The following is a 23,285-nucleotide window of genomic DNA, read 5'->3' as shown; positions in this document are numbered from 1 at the left end:
TGGTCCGGCCCCTGGGTCAGACGGTGATGACGACCTTGCCGAGGGCCTGGCCGGAGGCGTAGTAGCGGAAGGCGTCGGCGGCCTGGGCGAAGGGGAAGACGCGGTCGACGACCGGGTGCAGCTGAATTGACGTTCCGTCACCAGTCTTGTGGTGCCTAGGCGTTGAGGTCCAGCCGGGTGAGCAGCTGCCACAGCACCTGGCGGCCGCGTTCGTCGCGCTCCCCCGCGGCCAGTTCGGCCATGGCCAACTCCGCGCACATGGCGACCACCAGCCGGACCGCGGTCCCGGCCTCGGGCCAGCCCATGGCCCGCAGGTCCGGTTCGGCCAGGGCGGCGAAGGCGGCGTTGCGGTCGGCGACCTCGGCGGCGACCCCGGGCGTGTTGCGCGCCTCCAGGACGAGCGCCTTCACGCCGCGATGGCTCAGGCAGACCTCGAAGTAGGCGGTCATGGCCGCCTGGAGCCGGATCCGGCCGGGCGCGTGCCGGCCCAGGGCGGCGGCCACCGCCTGTCCGCTCTGCTCGTGGAAGCGCTGGTGCAGCGCGCTCAGGAAGGCGTCGCGGTCCGGGAAGTGCACGTAGAACGTGCCCTTGGCGACCCCGGCCACGGCGACCACGCGGTTGACGCTCATCCCGGAGAGCCCGTGCTGTTCCGCGATCTCCAGGCCCGCGTCCAGGAGTGCGGCTCGGGTTTCCAGGGCCGCAGCCGCACGAGCAGTCATGCGCCCCAGGATACGTGCGCCCGACCGGCGCCCCGGCGAAGGCCGTCGGCACAGCCACCACGGCCGCCGCCACCGCCGAACAGGCCGCCCCCGGACGGTGGTTGCGCGTCCGTCGCACCCGTGACTAAAGTGACTGACCGGTCGGTCATCCAAATCAGGAGGCAGTGACGTGATACGTGCGGCAGTAGTGGCCGAGCTCGGCCAGGCACCCGTGGTCGGCGAGCGGGACGAGCCCCAGCGGGCGCCGGGATCGACCCTGGTCCGGGTGACGGCGGCGGCGCTCAACCCGATCGACCTGCTCATCTCCGCCGGTGGCCACCCGTTCGGCAAGCCGCGGACCCCGCACGTGCCCGGGGTCGAGGGCGCGGGCACGGTGGTGGCCGGCGACACCCTGGCCCCGGGCACCCGGGTCCGGGTCTCGGTGCCGGGCTGCTTCGTCGACGGCACCTTCGCCGAGTACGTGGTCGCTCCCGACGAGGCCTGCGTACCGATCCCGGACCAGCTGGGCGACGAACTGGCCGCCGCGATCGGGGTGGTCGGGATCAGCGCCCTGATCGGACTGCGGGACGAGGCCGCGCTGCGCCCCGGCGAGTCGGTCCTGGTCCTCGGCGCGACCGGCGCCTTCGGCCAGGCCTTCCTGCACCTGGCGCGGGCGCTCGGCGCGGGGCGGATCGTCGCCGCCGGACGCGACGAGGCGCGGCTCGCGGCGCTGGCCCACCTCTGCGACGACACCCTCCTGCTGGACCCGGACCCGGCCGCCTTCCGCGCCCGGCTGGACCAGGCGGGCGGACCGGTGGACGTGCTGGTCGACCCGCTCTGGGGCCCCTACACCGGGGCGGCCCTGGCCGCGCTGCGGCCGACCGGCCGACTGCTCAACGTCGGCCAGTGCGCCGGGGCCGAGGCCTCGGTGGACGCCGGGGCACTGCGGCACGGCCGACTCCGGATCCTCGGCGTGAGCGGCAGCAACCTCACTCCGGCGCAGTCCGCGGCGGCGTACGCAGAGGTCGCCGGGTACGCCGCCGCGGGCCGGTTCGACCTGGCGCTCAGCGTCCACCCGCTGGCGGAGGTCGCCGAGGCCTGGGCGGCCCAGGCGGCCTCACCGGGCCTGAAGCTGGTGCTGCGCCCGGGCGGCGGCCAGGGCTCGTAGCGGGGCGCGCGTCCACCGCCAGGGATTCAGGACAAGCCGCTGCCGGGCCGGGCCCCGGGCCCGGCCCGGCGGCGCGATGTCGGTGGCGCCGCCCGCCGCTACCGTCCGCACCGTGGACCGCACATCCGAGCGAGCCGTTCACCCGCTTGCGCGGGCGGCCGGCCGGTCCCCGTACTCCGGCCCTAGCGGACGAGTTCGGACGGTTCGTCGAGCCGGGTCAGCTTGTGCGGGTTCCGCACCACGTACACGCGGGTCACCTTCCCGTCCTCCACCACCAGGCTCAAGGCGCTCGGCTCGCCGTCGAACTCGATCCGGCCCGCCGGGGCACCGTTGAGCCAGATCGGCCTGGTGGTGAACCCGGCCACCACCTGGTGGGCCCGGGCGAGGAACGGCGCCACCAGCTCGATCCCGTGGATCGGAGCCCGCGCCGCGGCCACCACCCCGCCGCCGTCGGCGACCAGGACCACATCCGGCGCCATCAGCTCCAGCAGATCCTGCAACTGCCCGGTGCGCAGCGCCGCCAGGAACCGGTCCACCACCGCCTGCTGCTCGGCCCGGCTCACCCGCACCCGCGGCCGACGGGCCGCCACGTGATCGCGGGCCCGCCTGGCCACCTGACGAACCGCCGCCGAGGATTTCCCGATGATCCCGGCGATCTCGTTGTAGGACAGGTCGAAGACCTCGCGCAGCACGAACACGGCCCGTTCGGTCGGGCCGAGCGTCTCCAGGACGGTCAGCATCGCCATCGAGACGCTCTCCGCGAGTTCGATGTCCTCGGCGACGTCGGGACTGGTCAGCAACGGCTCCGGCAGCCACTCCCCCACGTAGTCCAAGCGGCTGCGCGACAGCGCGCGCAGCCGGTTGAGCGCTTGCCTGGTGACCACCCGGACCAGGTAGGCCCGCGCGTCGCGTACCTGCGAACGGTCGACGTCGGCCCACCGCAGCCAGGACTCCTGCAACACGTCCTCGGCGTCGGCCGCGGACCCGAGCATCTCGTAGGCGACCGTGAACAGCAGGCTGCGGTGGGTGACGAACGGATCATCGATCATGATCGTCCTGCTCCGACGGCGCTCCCGGGACGCTTCGCCAGCGGGATCCCGCAGGCGTCGGAGTAGCCCTGCGAGGTGATCCCGTGCGCGGTGTTGGCCCGGCCCGCCATGTTGGCGAAGCCGATGAACACGGTCAGTTCCACCAGCGCGGACGCGCCCAGCCGCGCCAGCAGGCTCGCCGACATCTCGTCGGTGACCGTGGGCGGGGTGTCGGTCATCGCCTCGGCGTACTCCAGCACCTCCCGCTCCAGCGGGGTGAACAGGTCGGACTCCCGCCAGACCGGCACCCGGCTGGCCTTGGTCAGGTCCAACTGCTGGTTCTGCGCCGCGAAGTAGTTGATGTCCAGGCACCAGCTACAGCCGATCCTCGCGGCGACCGCCATGTGCGCGAAGGTCTTCAGGCCCGCGTCGACCGAGTCCCAGGCCGCGACCCGGCCGGAGAACTCCAGGTTCGCCGTCGCGACGGCGGGGTTGTTGAAGAGCACCTCGATCGGCTCCGGCACGGCGCCGAGCTGCTCGACCATGGTCTCGCGCAGCTGCTCGGGGAGTTCCGTCTTCGGAATGCGCGGGGTCATCGTTTCCTCCTGGGGTCCGGCTGTCCGCCATGAAGACACCGCCCCGGTCGGGAACGTGACACCCGCTCCCGACCGGGCCCCGCCGCCCACCCGCGGACTCCAGCAACTCCGGTTCAGGCGAGCGTCGCTGACGTGTGATCAGTCACCAGGCGGACCGCCAGCGCACCCAGTACCGTGCCCATCAGCCAGCGCTGCACCCGCAGCCAGGCGGGGCGACCGGCGAGGAAGCCCGCGATGGTTCCGGCTGCCAGCACCAGCACCAGGTTCACCGCCAGGCTGACCGCGATCTGCACGCCGCCCAGCAGGAACCCCTGCGCCAGCAGGTGCCCCGCCCCGACGTCCTCGAACTGCGGGATCAGCGAGAGGTACATGACCGCGATCTTCGGGTTCAGCAGGTTGGTCAGCAGCCCCATCGAGAACAGCCGCCGCGGCGAGTCCGGCGTCAACTCCCGTACCGCGAAGACCGACTGACCGCCGGGCCGGAGCGCCTGCCAGGCCAGCCAGGCCAGGTACCCGGCGCCGGCCAGCTTCACCGCCAGGTACAGCCCGGGGACCGCCAGGAAGACCACCGAGAGGCCCAGGTTGGCGGCGGCGAGGTAGACCAGGAAGCCCACCGCGACGCCCGCCAGCGAGACCGCGCCGGCGCGGCGGCCCTGGGTGATGCTCCGCGACACCAGGTACATCATGTTGGGTCCGGGGGTGAGCACCATCCCCAGAGCCACCGCCGACACACCCAGCACCGCGTTCGCTTCGACCATGACCATGGGACAAGCATCGGCGGCGGCGCCGTGCGGCACCAGCGATCGTCTCTTCACGGATCAGTTCAGCGCCGCTGCACGATCGCTCGGCCGCTCCTCCGGCTCCGCCCGGTGCAAGCGCTCGCCCTCGATGTCGAGGCCGGGCAGCAGCCGGTCCAGCCATCCGGGCAGCCACCAGGACCACCGTCCGGCCAGGGCCAGGACCGCGGGCACGAAGGTCATCCGGACCACGAAGGCGTCGATCAGGATGCCGACCGCCAGCGAGAAGGCGATCTGCTTGAGGATCATGCTGGGACTGCTGACGAACGCGGCGAACACCGAGAACATGATCACCGCGGCGGCGGTGACCACCCGGGCCGCGTGCCGGGCCCCGGCGTGCACGGCGGTCAGCGGGTGCCCGGTGCGGACGTAGGACTCCCGCATCCGGGAGACCAGGAACACCTCGTAGTCCATGGCGAGCCCGAACAGCACCGCCATCACGATGATCGGCAGGAAGCTGGCGATCGGCCCGGACTGGTCCACGCCGACCAGGCCGCCCAGGTGGCCCCACTGGAACACGCCGACCACCGCGCCGAAGGTCGCGGCCACCGAGAGCAGGAAACCGGCGGCGGCCTTGACCGGGACCACCAGCGAGCGGAACACCAGCAGCAGCAGGACCAGCGACAGACCGACGACGACCCCCGCGAACGGCAGCAGCGCGGCGCTGAGCTTGGCCGAGACGTCGATGCCGACGGCGGTGTCGCCGGTGACCGCGACGCTCGCACCGGTGCTCCGCTGGATCGATCCGGCGTCGTCGCGGATCCGGTTGACCAGGTTCTTGGTGGCCTGGTCACTGGGCCCGCTGCGGGGGACCACCTGGATCAGCGCGGTGCGGGTGACCGGGTTGCTGCCCGCCGTGGCCACGGCGGCGACGTCGGGCATGGCCCGGATCTCGGCGTCGACACCGGCGACGGCGGCGGCCGGGTCGGCGCTGTGGCCGGTGTCGGCGAGGACCAGCAGCGGGCCGTTGAAGCCGGGGCCGAACGCCCTGGTGATCTCGTCGTAGGCCACCCGCTGCGAACTGCCCGCCGGGGCGGTGCCGTTGTCCGGCAGCGCCAGGGTCATCGAGGTCGCCGGCCAGGCCAGCGCGCCCAGCGCGGCGACCACGAGCAGCACGGTCACCAGCGGGCGCCGGACGGCGATCCGGATCCAGCGCTCACCCAGGTTGGCGGGCCGGTCGGGACCGGCGGTGGCGATCGCGTGCTCGCGGCGGGCGGTGCGGGAGCCGGGCCGGGGGGCGAGCCGACGTCCGGCGAAGCCCAGCAGCGCGGGCAGCAGGGTCACCGCCACCGCGACCGCGACCAGGACCGAGCCGGCGGCGCACAGGCCCATCACGGTCAGGAACGGGATCCCGACCACGGAGAGCCCGGCCATGGCGATCACCACGGTCAGTCCGGCGAACACCACCGCGCTGCCCGCGGTACCGACCGCGCGGGCGGCCGACTCCGCCGGGTCCATTCCCTCCGCGAGTTGCGAGCGGTGCCGGGTGACGATGAACAGCGCGTAGTCGATCCCGACGGCCAGCGCGATCATCAGCGCGAGCGTCAGCGCGGTACTGGAGATGGTCGCCGCCCCGGTCAGCGCGAGCACCCCGCCGAGCCCGACGGCGACCCCGATCAGCGCGCTGAGCAGCGGCATTCCGGCGGTCAGCAGCGAGCCGAAGGTGAGCGCGAGGACGACCACGGCCACGGCCACGCCGATCAGGTCGCCCGCGCCCGGCTGCGCCTTGGCGCCGTTGTAGGCGGCGCCGCCGACCTGGACGTCCAGACCCGCGTTCCGGGCGCCGCGCACCGAGGCGCTGAGCCGGTCCAGCGAGTCGGAGGCCAGCGCGTCGGCCTTCACCCGGTACTGGACCTGGGCGATCGCGGTGCTGTGGTCCGGCGAGATCGCGTGGGAGGTGCTCGGCGAGATGACGGCGGCGACCTGCGGGGCCTGCCGGGCGTCGGCCAGCGCGGTCCGGATCGCGGCCTGCTCGGCCGGTTCGGTCAGCCGGTGCCCGGCCGGGGCGGTGAACACGATCTGGGCGCTGGTACCGGCGGCGGCGGGGAAGTCCTGCCGCATCCGGTCCAGCGCCTGCTGCGACTGGGAGCCCGGGATGGTGAAGGTGTCGTCCAGCTTCCCGGCCCCGCCGACGGTGAGCGCGCAGCAGACGACGGCGGCTATCGCGGCCAGCCAGGCGGCCAGCACACATATGCGATGGCGGAAGGAGAGATGTCCGAGGCGGTACAGGACCGTGGCCATGACTGTTCCTCATTGCCGTAGGGGAGATTGCCGTAGGGGAGCCAGAAATCGGCAGTACTGCCACATTAGCAAAGTGGCAGTACTGCCATGAGTGGCCGGGTACCGGTGGGGACTGCGATGATCCGAGGGTGAACGGTGACACCCTGGGACGGCGTGAACAGAACAAAGAGCGGACCCGCCGCGCCCTGGTCCAGGCCGCCGGGCGGCTGTTCGACGAGCACGGCTTCGAGGCCACCACCGTGCGGGACATCGCCGCCGCCGCCGGGGTCGGCGAGCGGACCTTCTTCCGCTACTTCCCGTCCAAGGAGAGCCTGGTGCTGCAACAGGCCCGGGAGCTGATCCCGATCCTGCAGCAGGCGGTCCGCGACCGCCCGGCGGCGGAGTCCGGCTACACCGCGATGCGCAACGCCGTGCTCGGGCTGCTCGACATCTACGGGACCGCCCCGGCCGTGCTGACCTCCGGCTCGTCCATGCGGCTGCACCCGACCTCGCGCGGCGACCGGTACCTGCTGTTCGACATCGAGGAGGCGGTCAACACCGCCATCCTGGACCGGTTCACCTCGGCCGGCGCGGACCCCGCCGCCCCCGGCGTCCGGCTGCGCGCCTCGGTACAGGCCAGGGCGGGCGTCGCCGCGCTGCGGGCGATCCGGGCGGTCCACCCGACCTCGGGCGGCAGCGGGTCGGCTCCGGCGGACACCGCCGCCCTGGTCCGGGAGGCCTTCGCCGCCCTCGAAGGCCTCCCCCCGAGCAGCCGGTAGCGGCGGCGCCGGACCGCCGCGCGGGCATGGCGGAGCCGCCGTCGCGGGCCCGCGACGGCGGCTACCGGTCGGTGGCTACTCGGGCCGCAGGAAGGCCGCCACGACCTGCCGGGCCTCGTTCTCCGCGCCGTAGACGTTGGGGTGGACGAAGGTGCAGCTCTCGCCGGTGCCGGGGATGTCCTTGCAGAGCCCGACCGGCGGGTCGGTCTGGTCGCCAGGACCGGTGAGGTCGTCCTTCACCCCGTACATCCACTTCTGGTCGGCGTCGGCGCACACCCCGTGCGTGACGCTGGAGCTGTAGACGTCGACGTAGGTCGCGCCGTGCGCCTCGGCCTGGTACCTGATCAGGTCGTTGAGCTTCCGCTCCAGGCTGTCCAACCAGGGGAAGTCACCCTTGGCGACCGTGCCGAGCTGGCGGAAGTCCCCCCAGCTACAGCCGTCGCCGGTGGGCACGATCGCCGGGTAGCCGACCACCGCGACCCTGGCGTTCGGCGCGCGGTCCTTGAGCTGGTTCATCATCTCGCCGAATTCCTGGTCGAGTTGGGCGAACTTGCCGTCCAACCAGACCCGGCCGTCGCCCTCGGTGTAGTACTTCGTGCAGGGAGTCCCGAATCCGAGCGTCTTCAGGCCGCGCTCCAGGCACTGGGTGACGATCTGGCCGAAGCCGAGGCTGTTGCCGCCGATGCCGACGCTGACGTAGTCCGCGCCGTGGTGGACCGAGTCGATCTGGGCGGGCCGCTCCGGCCAGCCGCCCGGCGGCGGCGTGGACGGTGGCCCGAGGATCTTCGAGGAGGGCTGCGGGGCGAGGATGCCGTCCCGAACCTCGGCCGCGCCGCAGGTCACGTCGTGCAGCCCCAGGCCGAGTTCGGCGGCGACCTGGTGGGGGTAGTTGTCGTAGGAACGGCCGCAGCCGTCACTCGGATCCCAGGGCCGGACGAAGACGTTGGCGCTGTACGAGTCCCCGAGAGCCACGTAGGAGGGGGCGCTGCGGGCCGCCGTCGGCGCCGCCGAGGCGGTGCCGAACCCGGCCAGGGTGGCGGCGAGGGCGGTGGCGGCGGCGAGCGAGACGCGGACGGTGGGAGGCATGGCGAATCCGGACATGCGAGGTGCCCCTTCGTGTAAGAACTGCCGTCACCGAAAGTACCGACACGGCTACACAGGGTCAATGAATTCCGGTGGCAGCCCACTCCAAGGAGTGATCTCGGCGCAACGGCCCGCGCCCGACTGCCGGATCAGCTGTCCCGGCCCTGCCAGGTGGTGACGCAGGCCTCGTTGCCCTCGGCGTCGGCGAGCACCCAGAACGCGGGGGCACGGGTCGCCGAGACCAGTCGGCCCCCGGCGGCCAGCACCGCCTCGATCCGCCGGGCCGCCTCGTCGTGCGGGACGCAGACGTCGAAGTGGATCCGGTTGCGCTGCGGGCGCGGCCGGTCCTGCTGCTGGAACCAGATCGCGGGCCCCTGCCCGGCCGGGTCCACCACCGGGTCCGCGGGCCCGTCCGCCCCCGGCTCGTCGACGTAGCCCAGCACCGCCCTCCAGAACGGGCGGATCGCCGCGATGTCCAGCGCGTCGATGGCGATCTCCACGGTCTGCACCGACCGGGGCGCACCCGTGCCGACCTCGGGTTCGGTCCGCAGCCCGACCCCGGCCAGGGCCGTGGAGATCCGGTGCGCGAGCTCGGTGTCCAGGGCGGTCAGCCGCGCCAGGTCGGCCGTCTGGAGCGCCAGCAGCACCCGGTCCGGCCGCAGGTCCACCCGCAGGTGGCGGTCCGCGTCCGGGCCGCAGGCCGCGACCGCGCTCCCGGCCGCCTCCACCGCCCGGGCCAGCGACCCGACCCGGACCGAGGCGTGCAGCGCGCCCAGCAGGTAGCGCCAGCCCTGGTCGCTGACCGCGTCCGAGGCTTCCTGCCGACCCAGTACCCGTTCCATCGCGACAACCTCCCGTGAAGCCCGTACATGATCGAGTGATAAGCAGATCATGAACTGGCATGATCATGCGTCATGACTCACACGGGGAGACACATATGAGCGGCACGGGTGCGTTCGGAGAAGAAGCCGCACAGCGGACCGCACAGCGGACCGGACAGCGGACCGGACGCCGGGCGATGCTCGCCGGAGCCGTCGCCGGGATGGCCGGGATGGCCGTGGCGTCCACCGGGCAGCCCGCCCAGGCGGCCACCACCGGGACCACCGGGACCACCCTGGACTGGTACGACGTCAAGGACTACGGCGCCGTCGGCGACGGCTCCAGCAACGACACGGCGGCCGTCCAGTCCGCCCTGGACGCCGCCGCGACCGGGGGCGGCGGCACCGTCTACTTCCCGGCCGGTACGTACCTGGTGGTGCCCGGCAGCGGCACCCCGGCACTGAGCGTCGGCGGCAACGGGATCCGCCTGGTCGGCGCGGGCAGCAAGGCGTCGACCCTGGTGAAGGGCGGCAACGGGATCCTGCTGCGGATGTCCGGCGCGGGCGCCGACCCCACCGGCGCCACCCACCGCCGCTACTGCGCGATCGAGAACCTGGGCCTCAACGGCAACAGCCGGACCGGCCTGCTGCTGGAGCTGTACTACACGGACAACTGCTACTTCCGTGACCTCTTCATGACCAGCAACAACGACCTCTGCGTCGACGGCGTCGAACTCTGGGACTCGCGCTTCTACAACCTCGCCGTCGAGTCCTGCACCGGGACGGCGGGCAGCACCACCCAGCCCAACATCTGGCTGCGCAACTCCTCCGCCACCAGCGGCTGGGGCTACAGCACCGACAACGTCAACCAGGTGCACTTCATCGGCTGCCGACTGGAGGCCTTCGGCACCGGGGCGCTGTGGATCACCCAGGGGACGGCCAAGACCAACAACCCCAACGGCATCTACCTCACCGACTGCAAGTTCGAGACCTCCAGCATGCAGGGCGGCCCGCACCTGAAGACCGACGCCTCCTGCACCCACGTCTACGCGACCAACATCTACTGCTTCGCGGGCGGCTTCGCCAGCGGCTACTCCACGGCGCAGAACATCATCGGCTGGGCCGCCTCGTCCAGCGCGCTGGAGAACGTGCTGATCGCCAACGGCGCCACCGCGACCGTGAACTCCGGCGTCGACCTGTACTCCGGCCCCGGCTCGACGGCCGTGCTGCGCGACGTCGTCGGCGGCTACACCACCAAGCCGACCGGCGCCCACATCTACTACGAGAGCTCCAGCACCGGCGACTTCCGGGTGGAGAACAGCTACGGCAGCACCGGTGGCCAGGCCAGCGGCACCCTGCCCACGACCAACGCGCCGAACCCGCCGCTGCGCCTGGTCGCGGGCGCGGTCAGCGACTCCTCCTTCACCCACCCGCCGCTGGACGGCACCATGGCCGTCGACACCACCGACAAGCGGCTGTACGTCCGGGTGGGCGGCGCCTGGCTGTGGACCGCGCTCAACAGCTGACCGACCGCCCCCGCGCCCGCCGGGCGCTGACTCGCCGGGCGCGGGGAGCGAGCCTACGCTGGGAGGCGGGACGCAGCACCGCACCGGGAGACTGCCATGAGCGACCGCCACTTCCACGTCGACCACGCCGGGCACTCGATCAGCGTGGAGATCCACAGCGGGCACGCCCGGGAGATCGAACTGCTGGTCGACGGCAAGGAGGTCGGCTCCCGCCGCGAGCGGGCGTCCGACGCGGTCGAGCTGACCGGCGAGCTCCCCGACGACGTGCCGCAGCCCTTCACCGTCCGGGTGGAGCGGCTGCGCCACCGCGCCCACGACCCGGCCTGCACGCTGCTCCTCGACGGCGAGGAGATCGCCATGCCGGAACGCCCGGCCGTCGGCGGCGGCCGCCCGGCCAACCCCTTTTGAAGATAGGCCAGTTCGTACTCGACTCCCGTTCCCGAGCGCGCACCCGGCCACCCTGTCCCGGCCGAAGCCCCCGGTTCGCGTGAGGTGGGGGTGCGAACCGGGGGCGGGTGGGGGTCGTTGACGTCAGCAGGCGCCGTCGTTGGTCCAGACGGCCCAGGAGCCGGCCGCGCCCGGGGTGGCACCGGTGGAGTACCAGGTGGAGGTCCACTTGTCGCCGTTGTAGGCGACGGTGTCGCCCGGCACGTAGGACGCCCCGGCGCTCCACGCGGTCAGGCCGGTGCAGGTGGTGGGCGGCGGCGGGGTGGTGCCGCTGCCCACCGTCCAGACGAAGGACGCGCTGCCGCTGGCGCCGGTGGAGTCGGTGGCGGTCACCACCACGGTGTAGCTGCCCGCCGTGTTCAACGCGCCGGTGATCAGGCCGGACTGGCTGATCGAGGCCTTCGGCGGCAGCCCGGTCGCGGTGTAGCTGAGCGCTGACCCGGCCGAGTCGGTCGCGTTGATCTGCAGGTCGGCGGCGGTGCCGACGGCGTTGGACTGGGCGCCCGGGTTGCTGACGCTGACGGTGTTGCCGGTGGGGGTGCCGCTGCCGTAGCCGACGGTGAAGTCCCCGGAGCTGTCGTCGGCACCGGTCGAGGCGATCACCGTGCCGCCGCTGTTGGTCATGTCGATGGCCTGGGCGGAGGCGGCCTGCAGCGAGCCGTTGTCGATGGTGGAGCCGGTGAACCGGATCGAGCCGAAGTTCGGCAGCTGGGTCACGCTGCTCCCGGAGGTGACCGCCTCGGCCACCACCTCGGCGCTGGCGTTCGTGGCGCCCGAGGGCTTGTTGACCACGTTGTTCTCGGTCCAGCCCTCGGTACTGTCCGTGAGTACCAGGTCATATGTGCCATTGCTCTGGTACGTGACGGTGGAGGTCAGGCTGTCCCCGGCGGCCACCGGCTCGTTGTACTCCTGGATGGAGTTCGCCGGGTAGGTCTCCCACCAGGCGAAGGGCTCCGGCGAGCCGCTGGAGCAGTCGACGCCGGTGCCGTCCTGCTCGACGGTGGTGCTGCCCCAGCCGTCCAGGCCGATCCAGAACGCGACGATGCCGTCCGAGGTGCACTGGACCGAGGGCTCCACCCAGCTGGAGGTCACCGTGGAGTAGGAACCGCCGTTGGCCGCGTATCCGGCCCAGTTGGTACTGGTCTGGGTGGCGGCGGAATGCTGCTTGGCGTTGAGCAGGTGGGAGAAGTGCGCCAGGTTCTGCACCGGCACGGTGACCGCGTCGGGGCGCGGGCGGCTGTCGGCCCCGTGGTGCACGGTCATGGGGTGCACGGTCATGGGGTGGACGGTCGCGGGGTGGACGGTCGCGGGGTGGACGGTCGCGGGGTGGACGGTCGCGGGGTGGACGGTCGCGGGGTGGACGGTCGCGGGGTGGACGGTCGCGGACCCGGCGGACGACGGGGTCGCCGCCTGGGCCATGGCGCCACCGGCTAACGACAGCGCGAGCGCCAGCGCCGCCGTGGACAGGGTTCGGAGAATGCGCACGTAACCACTCCTCGTCTGGACGTGGGCCCGGACCAGCGAACCAGCGCCGGGCAATCACGTGAATGGTGGAGTGCGTGGTGACCCGCCACAATGCCGATAGCTGGACAGTGGCCACAACTCGCCACCGGCTCAGAGCCAGCCGCGCCTGGCCGCCTGCAGTCCGGCCTGGAAGCGGGTCCGGGCATCCAGGACCGTCATGATGTGCCCCACCCGCCGGGTCATCGTCCGCTGGGTGATGCCCAGCGCGCGGATGATCGCGGTGTCCTTGACGCCCCCGGCGAGCATGGTCAGCAGTTCCAGATCCCGCTGGTCGAGCAGGTCCGGCGCGGCGCCGGTGACCGCGATCGGCACGGCCCGCTCCCACAGCAGGTCGAAACAGGTGACCAGGGCGGTGAGCAGCGGCGAGGCGCGGACGAAGATGGCGGCGGTCGGCTCGGTGGCGGCGAAGCTCAGCGGGATCATCGCCTCGCGCTGGTCGGCGATGAGCATCTTCATCCGGACCGAGGGCAGGCTGCGGGCCTGCTCCCCGGCCGCGATGCAGGTCATGGTGAAGTCCATCCGCCGCTTGCCCTCCAGGCCGGAGGCGTCGTAGATGACCTGGCAGGCGACACCGCGCCGGAGCAGCTGGAACTCGATCGGGTTGGCGACCGGACTGTCGAAGTACGGCGGGCAGTCGACCACCTTCATCTGCTGCTCGGCGCCGAGCTGCATCTGCTCCACCCGGTGCCGGATCGCGCTCGGTCCCTCGATGAGTTCGACCAGGTCGCCCACCGCACCGGTCTCCGCGCTGCGGAAGCGCTCGCCGAGCTCGCGGGCACGGGCGCGGAACCGCTCCAGGTCCTCCTGCCGGTTGGCGACCAGGGCGTCCACGGCGACCTCGGGCGGGGCCGCCGTGTAGCGGGCGGGCGAGCCGCTGAGCCGGGTGACCAGGCCGGAGTCGACCAGGCGGCGCAGGCAGGGCCGGATCCGGGCGGGCGTGGAGTCGACCGCCGCCGCGAGTTCGGTGGTCGTGGCGCGCGGCGCCGAGAGCACCCGCAGGTACAGGGCGCTCTCGGCGGGGCCGAGTCCGACCGGTTCCAACAGTGCGTCAGACATGGCGCACAGCATAGTGATCGCACCGGCGACCGGCTGCTGTCGCGACTGCGGTTACAGCTGTCCGACCGGCTGCCTGACGAGGTGCGGGTACTCGGCCGCACGGTGCTGGAAGGCAAGTACCGCCGGGTTCTGGACGGCGCCCTCGCGGATCTCGATGGCCCGGCGGATGGTCTCGTCCGCGTCCCAGGCGCTGGGGCCGCCCAGGACGGTCTCCAGGTGCGGGATCAGCGCCTCGCTGTTCTCCCAGGTCGCGGAGTTCCACAGGTAGGAGGGGCTGTGGTCGACGCCGTAGTAGTGCACGTTGTCGCCGACGGTGAACATCGGCTCGTCGAAACTGGTGGGCCGGGCCCAGCTGAAGCCCATGCCCGCGTCGCAGGAGACGTCGACCACCAGGGTGCCGGGCGCGAGCGTGCCGAGGTCCTCGTCGATCAGGAAGGTCAGCGGCGCCCCGGTGTCCTGGAGGACGCAGTTGACGATGATGTCGTGGCCGGAGAGGAACTCGGCCAACGGGATCCGGCCGTCCTGGGTGAGCGCGTGGCTGCGCCGGGGGTCGGTGGTGTCGTCCGCCTCGTCGTGGTCGAACTGGACGATCCGGGCGGAGTGGATCGGCGAGCTGACGGCGGTGACGCCACGGGCGGTGAGCACGTCGACGTTGTGCACGCCAAGGGAGTTGAGCGCGGTCACGGCGCCCCGCGCGGTCGCGCCGAAGCCGATCACCACCGCGCGCAGCCGTCGGCCGTAGTCGCCGGTCGAACCACGCAACTGCATGGCGTGCAGCACCGACGAGTATCCGGCGAGCTCGTTGTTCTTGTGGAAGACGTGCAGGTTGAACGAGCCGTCGCTGGTCCAGTGGTTCATCGCCTCGAACGCGATCACGGTCAGCCGCCGGTCGATCGCCAACTGGGTGATCGCCTCGTCCTGGACGCAGTGCGGCCAGCCCCAGAGGATCTGCCCCTCACGCAGGTCGGCGACGTCCTCGGCCAGCGGCTTGGCCATCAGCACCACGTCGCAGCGGGCGATGAGCTCCGCGCGCGGGAGCACCCCGGCAACGAGCGGGGCCAGCTGCTCGTCGGCGACCCCGAAGTGCTCGCCGTAGCCCTGCTCCAGGTGGATCCGGCGGCGCAGGCCCGGGGCGATCCGGTCGAAATGCGCCGGATGAACGGGCAGCCGGTGTTCGTTCTCCTTGCGTGACCGCGCCATGATGCCGAGATTGAGTTGTCGCAAAATACCCCTTTGATTAATTCATTTGTAGCACGCGCCGCCTAATCAACCGCGAATGATCCGGCGCCGGAAGACCGGCCCTAGGAGCGCATCACCAGGCAGCTGCTGGTGGCCGTGGCGTAGAGCCGGCCCTCGGCGTCCACCAGGCGCCCCTCGGCGAGCGCGGTGCGGCGGCCGAGCTGGACCACCGAGCCGATGGCGGTGATCGGGCCGGTGGCGAGGGTGACCGGGCGCAGGAACTTCACCGAGAGGTCCAGGCTGGTGTAGAAGACCCCGGCCGGGAGCCGGGTGTGCACGGCGCAGCCGCAGGCGGAGTCGAGCAGGGTGGCGAACACCCCGCCATGCACCGTGCCGATCGGGTTGTAGTGGAACTCCTTGGGGGTCATCCGGAATTCCACCCGGCCTTCGTCGAAAGTGATGCCGTCGAAGTCGAGCGTGTCCATGATCGGCGGGCGCGGTACCCGGCCCTCGGTGAGCGCGGTGAAGAACTCCATGCCGCTGAGCCCGATCCCGGCCCCGGCCGTCTGCTGCGGATCGGCCCAGCCGTACGTGCGCTCGCGGACCACCGCCGCCGGACCCTCGTCCGTGACCGGGGCGGCGGGGTCGAGCTGGTCGGACTGCCTGGTGCCGGTCATCGGTCGCCCCTTTTGCTGTCGCTGCCACTGTCGCTGTCGCTGCCGAGCCCGTTCGCGCTCCGGCTCGGCGAGCGGGCTCGGCGGGCGGGCTGTGCGGCCACGCTAGGACAGCTGAGTTCTCTTGCGCAACTCAGCAGGCTAGGATTCGGACCATGAGTACCGCCCCCGAAGCCGACCCCCCGGTCGTCGCGTTCAGCGCGTACGACAGCGAGACCTGCTCGATCGCCCGCACCCTGGCGCTGATCGGCGACCGCTGGACGCTGCTGGTGCTGCGCGACGTGGCGAACGGGATCCGCCGCTTCGACGAGCTGACCGACCACCTCGGCGTGGCCCGCAACGTGCTCTCCCGGCGGCTGGCCACGCTCACCGAGGCCGGACTGCTCAGCCGCTCGGCGTACCGGGCCGAGGGCGCCCGGGAGCGGCACGAGTACCGGCTGACGCCCGCCGGGCGGGAGCTGGTGCCGATCCTGCTGGCGTTCATGGGCTGGGGCGACCGGCACCTGGCCGGTCCGGACGGGCCGCCCGCGGTGCCCACCCACCACGGCTGCGGCGCGCCGGTGCGGGTCACCGTCGGCTGCGACGCGGGGCACGACCTCGGCGAGCGCCCCCGGGTCTCGGTCCGCCCCGGCCCCGGCAGCCGCCGCCGCTGACCGCCGCATCGGCGGTCGCCGGTACCCTCGGCAGCAGCAGGCAGGCCGGTCCAGACCCGGCCAGGAGGGGGCGGTCCGGTGCGATACCTGGGGATCGGGGAGCTGGCCCGGCAGGCGGGGGTGCGGCCCTCCGCGCTGCGCTACTACGAGAGCCTGGGACTGCTGCCCACCGCCCGACGCGAGGGCGGGCGCAGGCTGTGGCCCGCCGCCACGCTGCGCCGGGTGGCGCTGATCCGGATGTCCCAGCGGGCCGGGTTCACCCTGGCCGAGATCCGCGAGCTGCTGGAGGGCGCGCCCGGCCAGGGCGCCACCCGGCAGTGGCGGACCCTGGCCGAACGCAAACTCCCGGAACTCGACCGCTTCATCGAGCAGACCCAGCGGCTGCGCGACTCCGTGGCCGCCTGCCTGGCCTGCGGCTGCATGAGCGTCGACGCCTGCGCACTGCTGACCGAGCAGCTGTGACCGGGCAGCTGTGACTGGGCACCTGTGACCGGGCAGCTGTGACCGGGCAGCTGTGACCGAGTAACCGTGACCGGCCAACCGCGCCCGCTCCGGACAACCGGTGTCGGCGGCTCGGCGGCGGGCTACTTGCGGATGGTGAAGCCGCCGTCCACGGGCAGCGTCGCGCCGGTGACGAAGGAGGCGCGGTCGCTGCACAGCCAGGCCGCCGCCTGGGCCACCTCGTCCGGGGCGGCGGTGCGCGGCTGCGGGGTGGCCGCGTGCAGCACCTGCTCGATGTCCGGGCGGATCTCCAGCCAGGCCTCGACCATCTCGGTCCGGGTGGTGCCCGGGGCGATCGCGTTGACCCGGATCCCGCGCGCGCCGTACTCGTTGGCCGCCGCCCGGGTCAGCCCCACCACCGCGTGCTTGGCCACCACGTACGGCGCCGCCACCGGTGTGGCCACCAGGCCGCCGACGCTGCTGGTGTTGACGATCGCGCCGCCGCCGGTGCGCAGCATCGCGGTGATCTCGTGCCGCAGGCAGTACCAGACCCCGCGCAGGTTGACGTCCAGGATGGTCTCGAAGACCGAGTCGTCCATCAGGTGCATGGGGGTCTGCTCGGCGGCGTAGCCGGCGTTGTTGAAGGCGGCGTCCAGCCTGCCGTAGCGCGCCACGGCGGTGCTGACCGCCCGCTCGACGTCGGCGGACGAGGAGACGTCGGTGACCACGTAGGCGGCTTCGAGGCCCTTTCCGGTGATCTCGTCCACCAGGTCGGCCAGGTGCTGCTCGCGGCGGGCGGCGAGCACCACCGTCGCGCCCTCGGCGGCGAACAGGCGGGCCGCGGCCGCGCCTATCCCGCTGCTCGCCCCGGTGATCAGTACGGTCTTTCCGGGCAGGAGCTGCTGATCGGACATCGGGTGTCCCCCCTCGGCATGGTCGGAACCGGGAGTGTAGGTGGCCGGTGTGAACTCTGTGGGCCAACTGGGCGTGGCGGAACCGTAGTTCACGGTTCCGCCACCTTGCGACCGGTGCTGACGGGGGGTCAGCGCTGGTTCGGGACCGAGGTGCCGCCGGGCTCGGTGAAGCCGCTGTCGGAGCCGGTCACGAAGAAGTCCGGGCCGACGATGCCCGCCTTGGCGACCAGCGCCAGGTACGCCTGGGCCGGGGTGTCGTTCTTGTGCGCCTCGAACGCCGCCAGGTTGGTGAAGGTCTCCAGGAAGACGAACCGGGTGGGGTCGCTGGTGTCCGGGACGAAGAAGAAGCCGAGGGTGCCGGGCTCACCGGTGAGCGAGCCGTAGCCGTCGGCCTGCGCGATCGCGATGAAGTCGTTGCGCCACTCCGGCAGCACGTTGGAGAACTCGGCCACGACGGTGAACACCGAGCCGCCGTTGTCGGCCTTCTCGTAGGCCGTCTTGCCGCCGGTGGTGGCGACCAGCGAGGTGTCCTTGATCTCGTAGTCGGGGGCGCTGACGCCGTGGCGGGCCGCCACCGCGCGGAAGGCACGCTCGTACGCGCCGCGCTGGTGCGCCTCGAACGCCCGCTTGTCGGTGAAGGTCTCGGCGACGATCAGCCGGGTCGCGTCCTCGGGGTCGGGGACGACGTGGACGCTGAGGGTGCCCCGCTCGTGCTTCAGCGACTCGTAGGCGTCGCGCTGCGCGGCGGTGGTGACCGTCTTCAGCGCGGCGGCCGAGATGTTCTGGTACGAGGCGACGACCGTGTACTCGGAGGTGTTGACGTCGTGGTCGGCGGCTATCGGCCCAGCGGCCCCGTCAGCGGCCATGGCGGCCGGTGCGGCGATCAACAGGGCGCTGGTGAGCGCGATCGGGGCGAGGATGCGACGGAGTTTCATGGTGGATCTCCATTCCGGTGGGTCCTGGTGGGTGGTCCCGGTCCCGCCAAGGGCGGTGCGGGTCTTGCGGGTTGTGGCCAGGTGGCCCGGAGCCGTCGGAGGCCTCACACCTGCTGGGTGGGCATCACGACGATCTGGGTGAGGTTGACGTGCTTGGGCTGCGCCACCGCGTAGCCGACCACCTCGGCGATGTCGCGGTCGGAGAGCACGTCGATGGACTTGATCAGCCCCTGGAGCCATTCGGACGAGGCCGGGTCGTCCAGGTGCTCCATCAACTCGGTGTCCACCACGCCCGGTTCGAGGTTGGTGAAGCGGACACCGCGCGGCCCGAACTCGGTGCGCAGGTTGCGCGACAGGTGGCTGGTGGCGGCCTTGGTCGCGCAGTACACCGCGAAGTTGGGCGCCTGGATCTGCGCGCCGATCGAGGAGATGGTCACCACGTCCGCGACCCGGCCGAGCGAGGCGGCCTCCAGCAGTTGCGGGGTGAACGCGTGGATGGTGCGGATCAGACCGGTGAGGTTCGTGTCGATCTGCCGCTCCCACTCCTGGGTGCGGCCGAGCTCGAACGGCGAGGTGAGCATCGCCCCGGCGCCGGTGACCACCAGGTCGGTGGTGCCCAGTCGGCCGCTCACCGTGTCGGCCGCGGCGGCCAGCTGCTCGCCGCTGGTGACGTCGGTGACCACCGGCAGCGCCTCGCCCCCGGCGGCGGCGATCTCGGCGGCCAGCTGCTCCAGCCGCTCCCCGCGGCGGGCCAGCAGCGCGACCTTCGCTCCGCGTTCGGCCAGCAGCCGGGCGGTGGCGGCGCCGATCCCGCTCGCCGCGCCGGTGACCACGGCGACACGACCGTCCAGGAGTCCAGACATGGGAGTACTCATTCCTCTCGGTTCAGTTCACGGGCCGAGGAACGCCGCGGCCCGCCGCCCGTGACGGGCTCAGGCCGGGTAGATGTCGCCCGGCAGCTTGCGGTCGGCGCCGACCGTGGCGATGTGCCAGTACGGGTAGGGCACCGGGGCCTGGCTGACCTTGTCCAGGCTGAGCACCTCTTCGGCGGTCAGCTCCCAGGACATGGCCTTGATGTTGTCCTCCAGCTGGTGCAGCTTGGTGGCGCCGATCACCGCCGAGGTGATGCCGGGCTTGGCCAGCACCCAGTTGATCGCCACCTGCGCCACCGTGGCCCCGCGCTCGTCGGCGATCCGCCGCATCTCGTCGACGATGTCGTACGCCTGCTCCTCGTTGGTGAGCGGCGCGGACTCGGCCGGGGTCGCCTCGGACAGCCGGCTGCCGGCCGGACGGCCCTCGCCGCGGTGGTACTTGCCGGTCAGGAAGCCGCCGGCGAGCGGGCTCCAGGCGGTGATGCCGACCTTCTGGTCCACCGCGAGCGGGACGATCTCCCACTCCAGGTCGCGGGCACCGAGGTTGTAGTAGCCCTGGTAGCAGACGAAGCGGCTGAGGTTGCGCCGGTCGGACACCGACAGCGCCTTCATCAGCTGCCAGGCCGCGAAGTTGGAGACGCCGATGTAGCGGATCTTCCCGGCCCGGATCAGGTCGTCCAGCACCCGCAGCGTCTCGTCCAGCGAGGTCCGCGGGTCGAAGCCGTGGATGTGGTAGAGGTCGATGTAGTCCGTGCGCAGCCGCCGCAGGCTCGACTCGACCGCCTCGTAGAGGTGGTGGCGGGTGGCGCCGAAGTCGTTGGGGCCCTCGCCGCTGACCCGCCACCGGCCCTTGGTGCCGATGATCACCTGGTCCCGCACCTTGCTGAGGGTCTGCCCGAAGAACTCCTCACCGGTGCCGTTCTTGTAGACGTCGGCGGTGTCGAAGAAGTTGATGCCGGCCTCAAGGGCGGTGTCCATCAGCTGGTGGACGTTCCGGTCGTCCACGGTGCCGAACTCGGACCAGTTGCGGTCCGGGGCGCCGAGGAAGGAGGCCCCTCCGCCGAAGGTCATGGCGCCGAAGCAGAGCTCCGAGACGGCCAGGCCGGTGTCGCCGAGATAGCGGTAGCGCATCGCGAGTTTCTCCTGTCAGTGACAGCTCAGTGACGGCGGGAGCGGCAGGTCCGAGCCCGACCTGCCCGCAGTGTTCCGACCTCCATACGATCCTGAATGACCATAAGAGATCGAATGATTCACCGTCAAGGGTCGTCCTGCGACTTGCTACAGAGGATCGAAGCACTACTAACATAAGAGATCGAACGGTGTTATGGTTCTGAAGGCGAGTCAAACCATTGACGCTTCGGCGTCATGTCCGCAGAGGAGAAACGGACTGTGAGCGTCATGACAGTCGTCCGCCGCGCGTCGGCGAAGCAGCGGCCCACGGGCGGTGCGCGATGAGCGCCCGGGTGGTCGCGGTCCTCGGCACCGGGATCATGGGCGCGGGCATGGCCCGCAGCCTGCGCCGGGCGGACCTGGAGGTCCGCGTCTGGAACCGTAGCCAGGACAAGGCCGCGCCGCTGGCCGAGTCCGGCGCCACCGTCGCCGCCACCGCCGCCGAGGCGGTGCTCGACGCCGACGTGATCATCACCATGCTGACCGACGGCCCGGCCGTGCTGGCCGCCATGAACGCCGCCCAGGCCGGACTGACCGACGGCCAGGTCTGGCTGCAGACCTCGACCGTGGGCGTCTCCGCCGCCACCGAGCTGGCGGCCTTCGCCGAGGCGAACGGCCTCGACCTGGTCGACGCGCCGGTACTGGGCACCCGCCAGCCGGCCGAGGCCGGGCAGCTGCTGGTGTTCGCGGCCGGCTCGGACCGGGCCAAGGAGGAGGCCGCCGCCGCCCTGGACGCCGTCGCCGCGCGCACCGTCTGGCTCGACTCCGACCCGGCGTCCGCCGCCGCCACCCGGCTCAAGCTGGTCGTCAACAGCTGGGTGCTGGCCACGGTCACCGCCGCCGCCGAGGCCATCTCGCTGGCCGAGGGCCTGGGCCTGGAGAAGGACCTGTTCGCCCGCACCATCGCCGGAGGCGGCCTGGACAGCCCCTACCTCCAGGCGAAGGCCGCGGCGATCGTGAACGGCGACTTCTCGCCCAACTTCGGTCTGGCCACCGCCGCCAAGGACGCCCAGCTGATCCTGCGCGACGCGGAGTCGGCCGGGGTCCAGCTGGACCTGCTGGCCGCGGTCGCCGAGCGCTTCCAGCGCGCCATCAAGGAGGGCCACGGCGGCAAGGACCTGTCCGCCACCTACCTCGTCGCCACCACCAAGGACGCCGGCACCAAGTAGGCACGACCGCCGGGCCGACCGTCCGGCCAGACCACGCAAAGGACATGACCACCATGCGAGCCATAGTCAACACGCCCGCCACCGGCGACGTCGCCTTCCGCGAGGTCGCGGCGCCCGAGCCGGGCCCGGGCGACGTCCTGATCGACATCAGGGCGGTCTCGGTCAACCGCGGCGAGATCCTCAACCTGCCCGGCAACGCCGAGGGCTGGCGTCCGGGATGGGACGTCGCCGGGGTGGTCGCGGCGAGTGGCAACGGCTTCACCGCCGGTCAGCGGGTGGTGGCGCTCTCGCTCGCCGACGGGAGCTGGGCCGAGCAGATCGCCGTCCCGGCCGAGGCGGTCGCAGCGATCCCGGACGCGGTGGGCTTCGCCGAGGCGGCCACGCTGCCGGTGGCCGCGCTCACCGCGCTGCGCCTGGTCCGCGAGTCGGGCACGCTGCTGGGCCGTCGGGTGCTGGTCACCGGCGCGGCCGGGGGCGTCGGCCGGATCCTGGTGCAGCTGGCCACGGCGGCCGGGGCCCGGGTCACCGCCGTGGCCCGGAACGCCGAGCGGGCCAAGGGCCTCGACGCGCTGGGCGCGGCCGAGGTGGTCACCGACGCGGCCGCCGCCGAGGGCCCGTTCGACGCGGTCTACGAGGCGGCCGGGGGCGCGTCGCTCACCGCCGCACTGAACCTGGTCGGCCCCGGCGGGACGGTCTTCAGCTACGGCAACTCCTCCGGCGAGCCCACCCCGGTCTCCTTCTTCCAGTTCTTCGGCGGGCACGAGCAGGCCGTGCTGCGGCACTTCGTCTTCGTCACCGGCGCCCCGGTCGCCCCGGACCTGGCGGCGCTGGCGCAGCTGGTCGCGGACGGGAAGCTGTCCGTGGAGATCTCGCTGGAGCGGGAGTGGGAGCAGGTCAACGAGGTACTGACCGCCGTGCGGGACCGCCAGGTGACCGGCAAGGCCGTACTTACCCTCGGCTGAACGGACGCACCCCTGGCGGGCCCGCACACCGACCCCACCGGTCGGCGGCGGGCCCGCCGTCTCATGCACAAGGCTTCAGAGAAAGATAAGACTCCTGATATACAGGGAAGTATGAGCATGCCTATCGACCAGCGCCTTGGCCACCACCTGAAGCGCGCCGAACAGGAACTGATCGCGGCCAAACACGCAGCCCTCCGTCCGTTCAAGCTGAGCACCCCGCAGTACACCGTGCTGCTGGTGCTCTGGGAGGAGCCGGGCCTGTCCGGGGCCGCGCTCGCCCGCAGGTGCCTGGTGACGCCGCAGACCATGTCCTCCGTCCTGGGCACCCTGGAGGGGCGCGGTCTGGTTGAGCGCAAGCCCCACCCGATCCACAACCACATCCTCGAAGCCCGGCTGACCCGCACCGGCCGCGCCCTGCTGGCGAAGGCCGACGTCCCGGCGATGGCCGTGGAGCAGGCGCTGGACGCCGAGTTCAACGCCAAGGAACGACAGCAGCTGCTGAAGCTGCTGGCCCGCTGCACCACCGCGCTGGCCAAGGCACAGACCGACGTCTGACCCGCAGTACCCCTCCCGCCC

The 23,285-nt window shown here is 72.1% G+C and carries 24 protein-coding genes and 1 pseudogene; 9 read left to right on the top strand and 16 right to left on the bottom strand.

Annotated elements, in window-relative coordinates:
* Positions 1-16 precede the first annotated feature (16 nt).
* Both GXP74_RS01330 and GXP74_RS01325 read right to left on the bottom strand, forming a co-directional pair.
* Positions 17-121 carry a zinc-binding dehydrogenase gene (locus GXP74_RS01330; protein ID WP_225448543.1) on the bottom strand — a complete coding sequence of 35 codons (105 nt, stop codon included), beginning with the start codon at positions 119-121 and terminating at the stop codon, positions 17-19.
* Positions 122-155: 34 nt separating this feature from the next.
* Positions 156-719, bottom strand: a complete 564-nt coding sequence (locus GXP74_RS01325) for a TetR/AcrR family transcriptional regulator (RefSeq protein ID WP_182449576.1) — start codon at positions 717-719, stop codon at positions 156-158.
* A 169-nt stretch (positions 720-888) separates the two neighbouring features.
* On the opposite strand from GXP74_RS01325, the gene GXP74_RS01320 reads away from it, so the two are divergent.
* The gene (locus GXP74_RS01320; protein ID WP_182449575.1) at positions 889-1,866 is read left to right on the top strand and encodes a zinc-binding dehydrogenase; all 978 of its coding nucleotides are present in this window, start codon (positions 889-891) and stop codon (positions 1,864-1,866) included.
* Between the two features lie 182 nt (positions 1,867-2,048).
* On the opposite strand, the gene GXP74_RS01315 is transcribed toward GXP74_RS01320, so the two are convergent.
* The 4 genes from GXP74_RS01315 to GXP74_RS01300 form a co-directional block, all read right to left on the bottom strand.
* Complete coding sequence (locus GXP74_RS01315; RefSeq protein WP_182449574.1) at positions 2,049-2,915, bottom strand: RNA polymerase sigma-70 factor; 867 nt, start codon at positions 2,913-2,915, stop codon at positions 2,049-2,051.
* Entirely contained in the window at positions 2,912-3,490 is a 579-nt protein-coding gene (locus tag GXP74_RS01310) for a carboxymuconolactone decarboxylase family protein (protein WP_182449573.1), read from the bottom strand. Before GXP74_RS01310 ends, GXP74_RS01315 begins: the two co-directional genes overlap by 4 nt.
* A gap of 113 nt (positions 3,491-3,603) precedes the next feature.
* Complete coding sequence (locus GXP74_RS01305) at positions 3,604-4,248, bottom strand: LysE family translocator (protein ID WP_182456082.1); 645 nt, start codon at positions 4,246-4,248, stop codon at positions 3,604-3,606.
* A gap of 60 nt (positions 4,249-4,308) precedes the next feature.
* Entirely contained in the window at positions 4,309-6,528 is a 2,220-nt protein-coding gene (locus GXP74_RS01300; protein ID WP_182449572.1) for an MMPL family transporter, read from the bottom strand.
* 128 nt (positions 6,529-6,656) lie between these two features.
* Here GXP74_RS01300 and GXP74_RS01295 point away from each other — a divergent pair, with 128 nt between their 5' ends.
* Positions 6,657-7,286: a TetR/AcrR family transcriptional regulator gene (locus GXP74_RS01295; protein WP_182449571.1), complete on the top strand. Its 630-nt coding sequence runs from the start codon at positions 6,657-6,659 to the stop codon at positions 7,284-7,286.
* Between the two features lie 75 nt (positions 7,287-7,361).
* Here GXP74_RS01295 and GXP74_RS01290 read toward each other — a convergent pair whose 3' ends face one another.
* Both GXP74_RS01290 and GXP74_RS01285 read right to left on the bottom strand, forming a co-directional pair.
* Positions 7,362-8,387, bottom strand: a complete 1,026-nt coding sequence (locus tag GXP74_RS01290; RefSeq protein WP_225447643.1) for an SGNH/GDSL hydrolase family protein — start codon at positions 8,385-8,387, stop codon at positions 7,362-7,364.
* Positions 8,388-8,518: 131 nt separating this feature from the next.
* Complete coding sequence (locus tag GXP74_RS01285; protein WP_182449570.1) at positions 8,519-9,211, bottom strand: VOC family protein; 693 nt, start codon at positions 9,209-9,211, stop codon at positions 8,519-8,521.
* A 95-nt stretch (positions 9,212-9,306) separates the two neighbouring features.
* Here GXP74_RS01285 and GXP74_RS39965 point away from each other — a divergent pair, with 95 nt between their 5' ends.
* Positions 9,307-10,713 carry a glycosyl hydrolase family 28-related protein gene (locus tag GXP74_RS39965; RefSeq protein ID WP_304940903.1) on the top strand — a complete coding sequence of 469 codons (1,407 nt, stop codon included), beginning with the start codon at positions 9,307-9,309 and terminating at the stop codon, positions 10,711-10,713.
* 96 nt (positions 10,714-10,809) lie between these two features.
* Entirely contained in the window at positions 10,810-11,121 is a 312-nt protein-coding gene (locus tag GXP74_RS01275) for a hypothetical protein (RefSeq protein WP_182449569.1), read from the top strand.
* 123 nt (positions 11,122-11,244) lie between these two features.
* Here GXP74_RS01275 and GXP74_RS01270 read toward each other — a convergent pair whose 3' ends face one another.
* The 4 genes and pseudogenes from GXP74_RS01270 to GXP74_RS01255 form a co-directional block, all read right to left on the bottom strand.
* On the bottom strand, positions 11,245-12,645 hold the full coding sequence (locus GXP74_RS01270; protein ID WP_182449568.1) for a G1 family glutamic endopeptidase: 1,401 nt from the start codon (positions 12,643-12,645) through the stop codon (positions 11,245-11,247).
* A gap of 129 nt (positions 12,646-12,774) precedes the next feature.
* Positions 12,775-13,740: a helix-turn-helix domain-containing protein gene (locus GXP74_RS01265; RefSeq protein WP_182449567.1), complete on the bottom strand. Its 966-nt coding sequence runs from the start codon at positions 13,738-13,740 to the stop codon at positions 12,775-12,777.
* Positions 13,741-13,791: 51 nt separating this feature from the next.
* Positions 13,792-14,940, bottom strand: a complete 1,149-nt coding sequence (locus GXP74_RS01260; RefSeq protein ID WP_370468361.1) for a N(5)-(carboxyethyl)ornithine synthase — start codon at positions 14,938-14,940, stop codon at positions 13,792-13,794.
* Positions 14,941-15,041: 101 nt separating this feature from the next.
* Positions 15,042-15,644 (bottom strand): annotated as a pseudogene (locus GXP74_RS01255) (PaaI family thioesterase); the annotation flags it as partial.
* A 104-nt stretch (positions 15,645-15,748) separates the two neighbouring features.
* On the opposite strand from GXP74_RS01255, the gene GXP74_RS01250 reads away from it, so the two are divergent.
* A complete protein-coding gene (locus GXP74_RS01250; RefSeq protein ID WP_182449564.1) occupies positions 15,749-16,246 on the top strand; it encodes a helix-turn-helix domain-containing protein in 498 nt (165 codons plus the stop codon).
* A gap of 78 nt (positions 16,247-16,324) precedes the next feature.
* Positions 16,325-16,708: a MerR family transcriptional regulator gene (locus tag GXP74_RS01245; RefSeq protein ID WP_182449563.1), complete on the top strand. Its 384-nt coding sequence runs from the start codon at positions 16,325-16,327 to the stop codon at positions 16,706-16,708.
* A 122-nt stretch (positions 16,709-16,830) separates the two neighbouring features.
* Here the strand turns inward: GXP74_RS01245 and GXP74_RS01240 are convergent, their stop codons facing one another.
* The 4 genes from GXP74_RS01240 to GXP74_RS01225 form a co-directional block, all read right to left on the bottom strand.
* Positions 16,831-17,601 (bottom strand): SDR family NAD(P)-dependent oxidoreductase, encoded by a 771-nt coding sequence (locus GXP74_RS01240; RefSeq protein WP_182449562.1) that lies wholly within the window; start codon positions 17,599-17,601, stop codon positions 16,831-16,833.
* A 128-nt stretch (positions 17,602-17,729) separates the two neighbouring features.
* Positions 17,730-18,536 (bottom strand): putative quinol monooxygenase, encoded by an 807-nt coding sequence (locus tag GXP74_RS01235; protein ID WP_182449561.1) that lies wholly within the window; start codon positions 18,534-18,536, stop codon positions 17,730-17,732.
* A gap of 104 nt (positions 18,537-18,640) precedes the next feature.
* Entirely contained in the window at positions 18,641-19,399 is a 759-nt protein-coding gene (locus GXP74_RS01230) for an SDR family oxidoreductase (protein ID WP_182449560.1), read from the bottom strand.
* Between the two features lie 69 nt (positions 19,400-19,468).
* Complete coding sequence (locus GXP74_RS01225; RefSeq protein WP_182449559.1) at positions 19,469-20,539, bottom strand: aldo/keto reductase; 1,071 nt, start codon at positions 20,537-20,539, stop codon at positions 19,469-19,471.
* 218 nt (positions 20,540-20,757) lie between these two features.
* Between GXP74_RS01225 and GXP74_RS01220 the strand changes: the two genes are divergently transcribed.
* The 3 genes from GXP74_RS01220 (at position 20,758) to GXP74_RS01210 (ending at position 23,264) form a co-directional block, all read left to right on the top strand.
* Positions 20,758-21,747, top strand: a complete 990-nt coding sequence (locus GXP74_RS01220; RefSeq protein ID WP_225447642.1) for an NAD(P)-dependent oxidoreductase — start codon at positions 20,758-20,760, stop codon at positions 21,745-21,747.
* Between the two features lie 53 nt (positions 21,748-21,800).
* On the top strand, positions 21,801-22,709 hold the full coding sequence (locus GXP74_RS01215) for a zinc-binding dehydrogenase (protein WP_182449558.1): 909 nt from the start codon (positions 21,801-21,803) through the stop codon (positions 22,707-22,709).
* A 117-nt stretch (positions 22,710-22,826) separates the two neighbouring features.
* Complete coding sequence (locus GXP74_RS01210; RefSeq protein WP_182449557.1) at positions 22,827-23,264, top strand: MarR family winged helix-turn-helix transcriptional regulator; 438 nt, start codon at positions 22,827-22,829, stop codon at positions 23,262-23,264.
* Positions 23,265-23,285 lie beyond the last annotated feature (21 nt).

Source organism: Streptacidiphilus sp. P02-A3a, from assembly GCF_014084105.1.
GTDB lineage: Bacteria > Actinomycetota > Actinomycetes > Streptomycetales > Streptomycetaceae > Streptacidiphilus.
The sequence above is the reverse complement of the archived record's forward strand: the minus strand, read 5'-3'. Positions and strand labels throughout refer to the sequence as shown.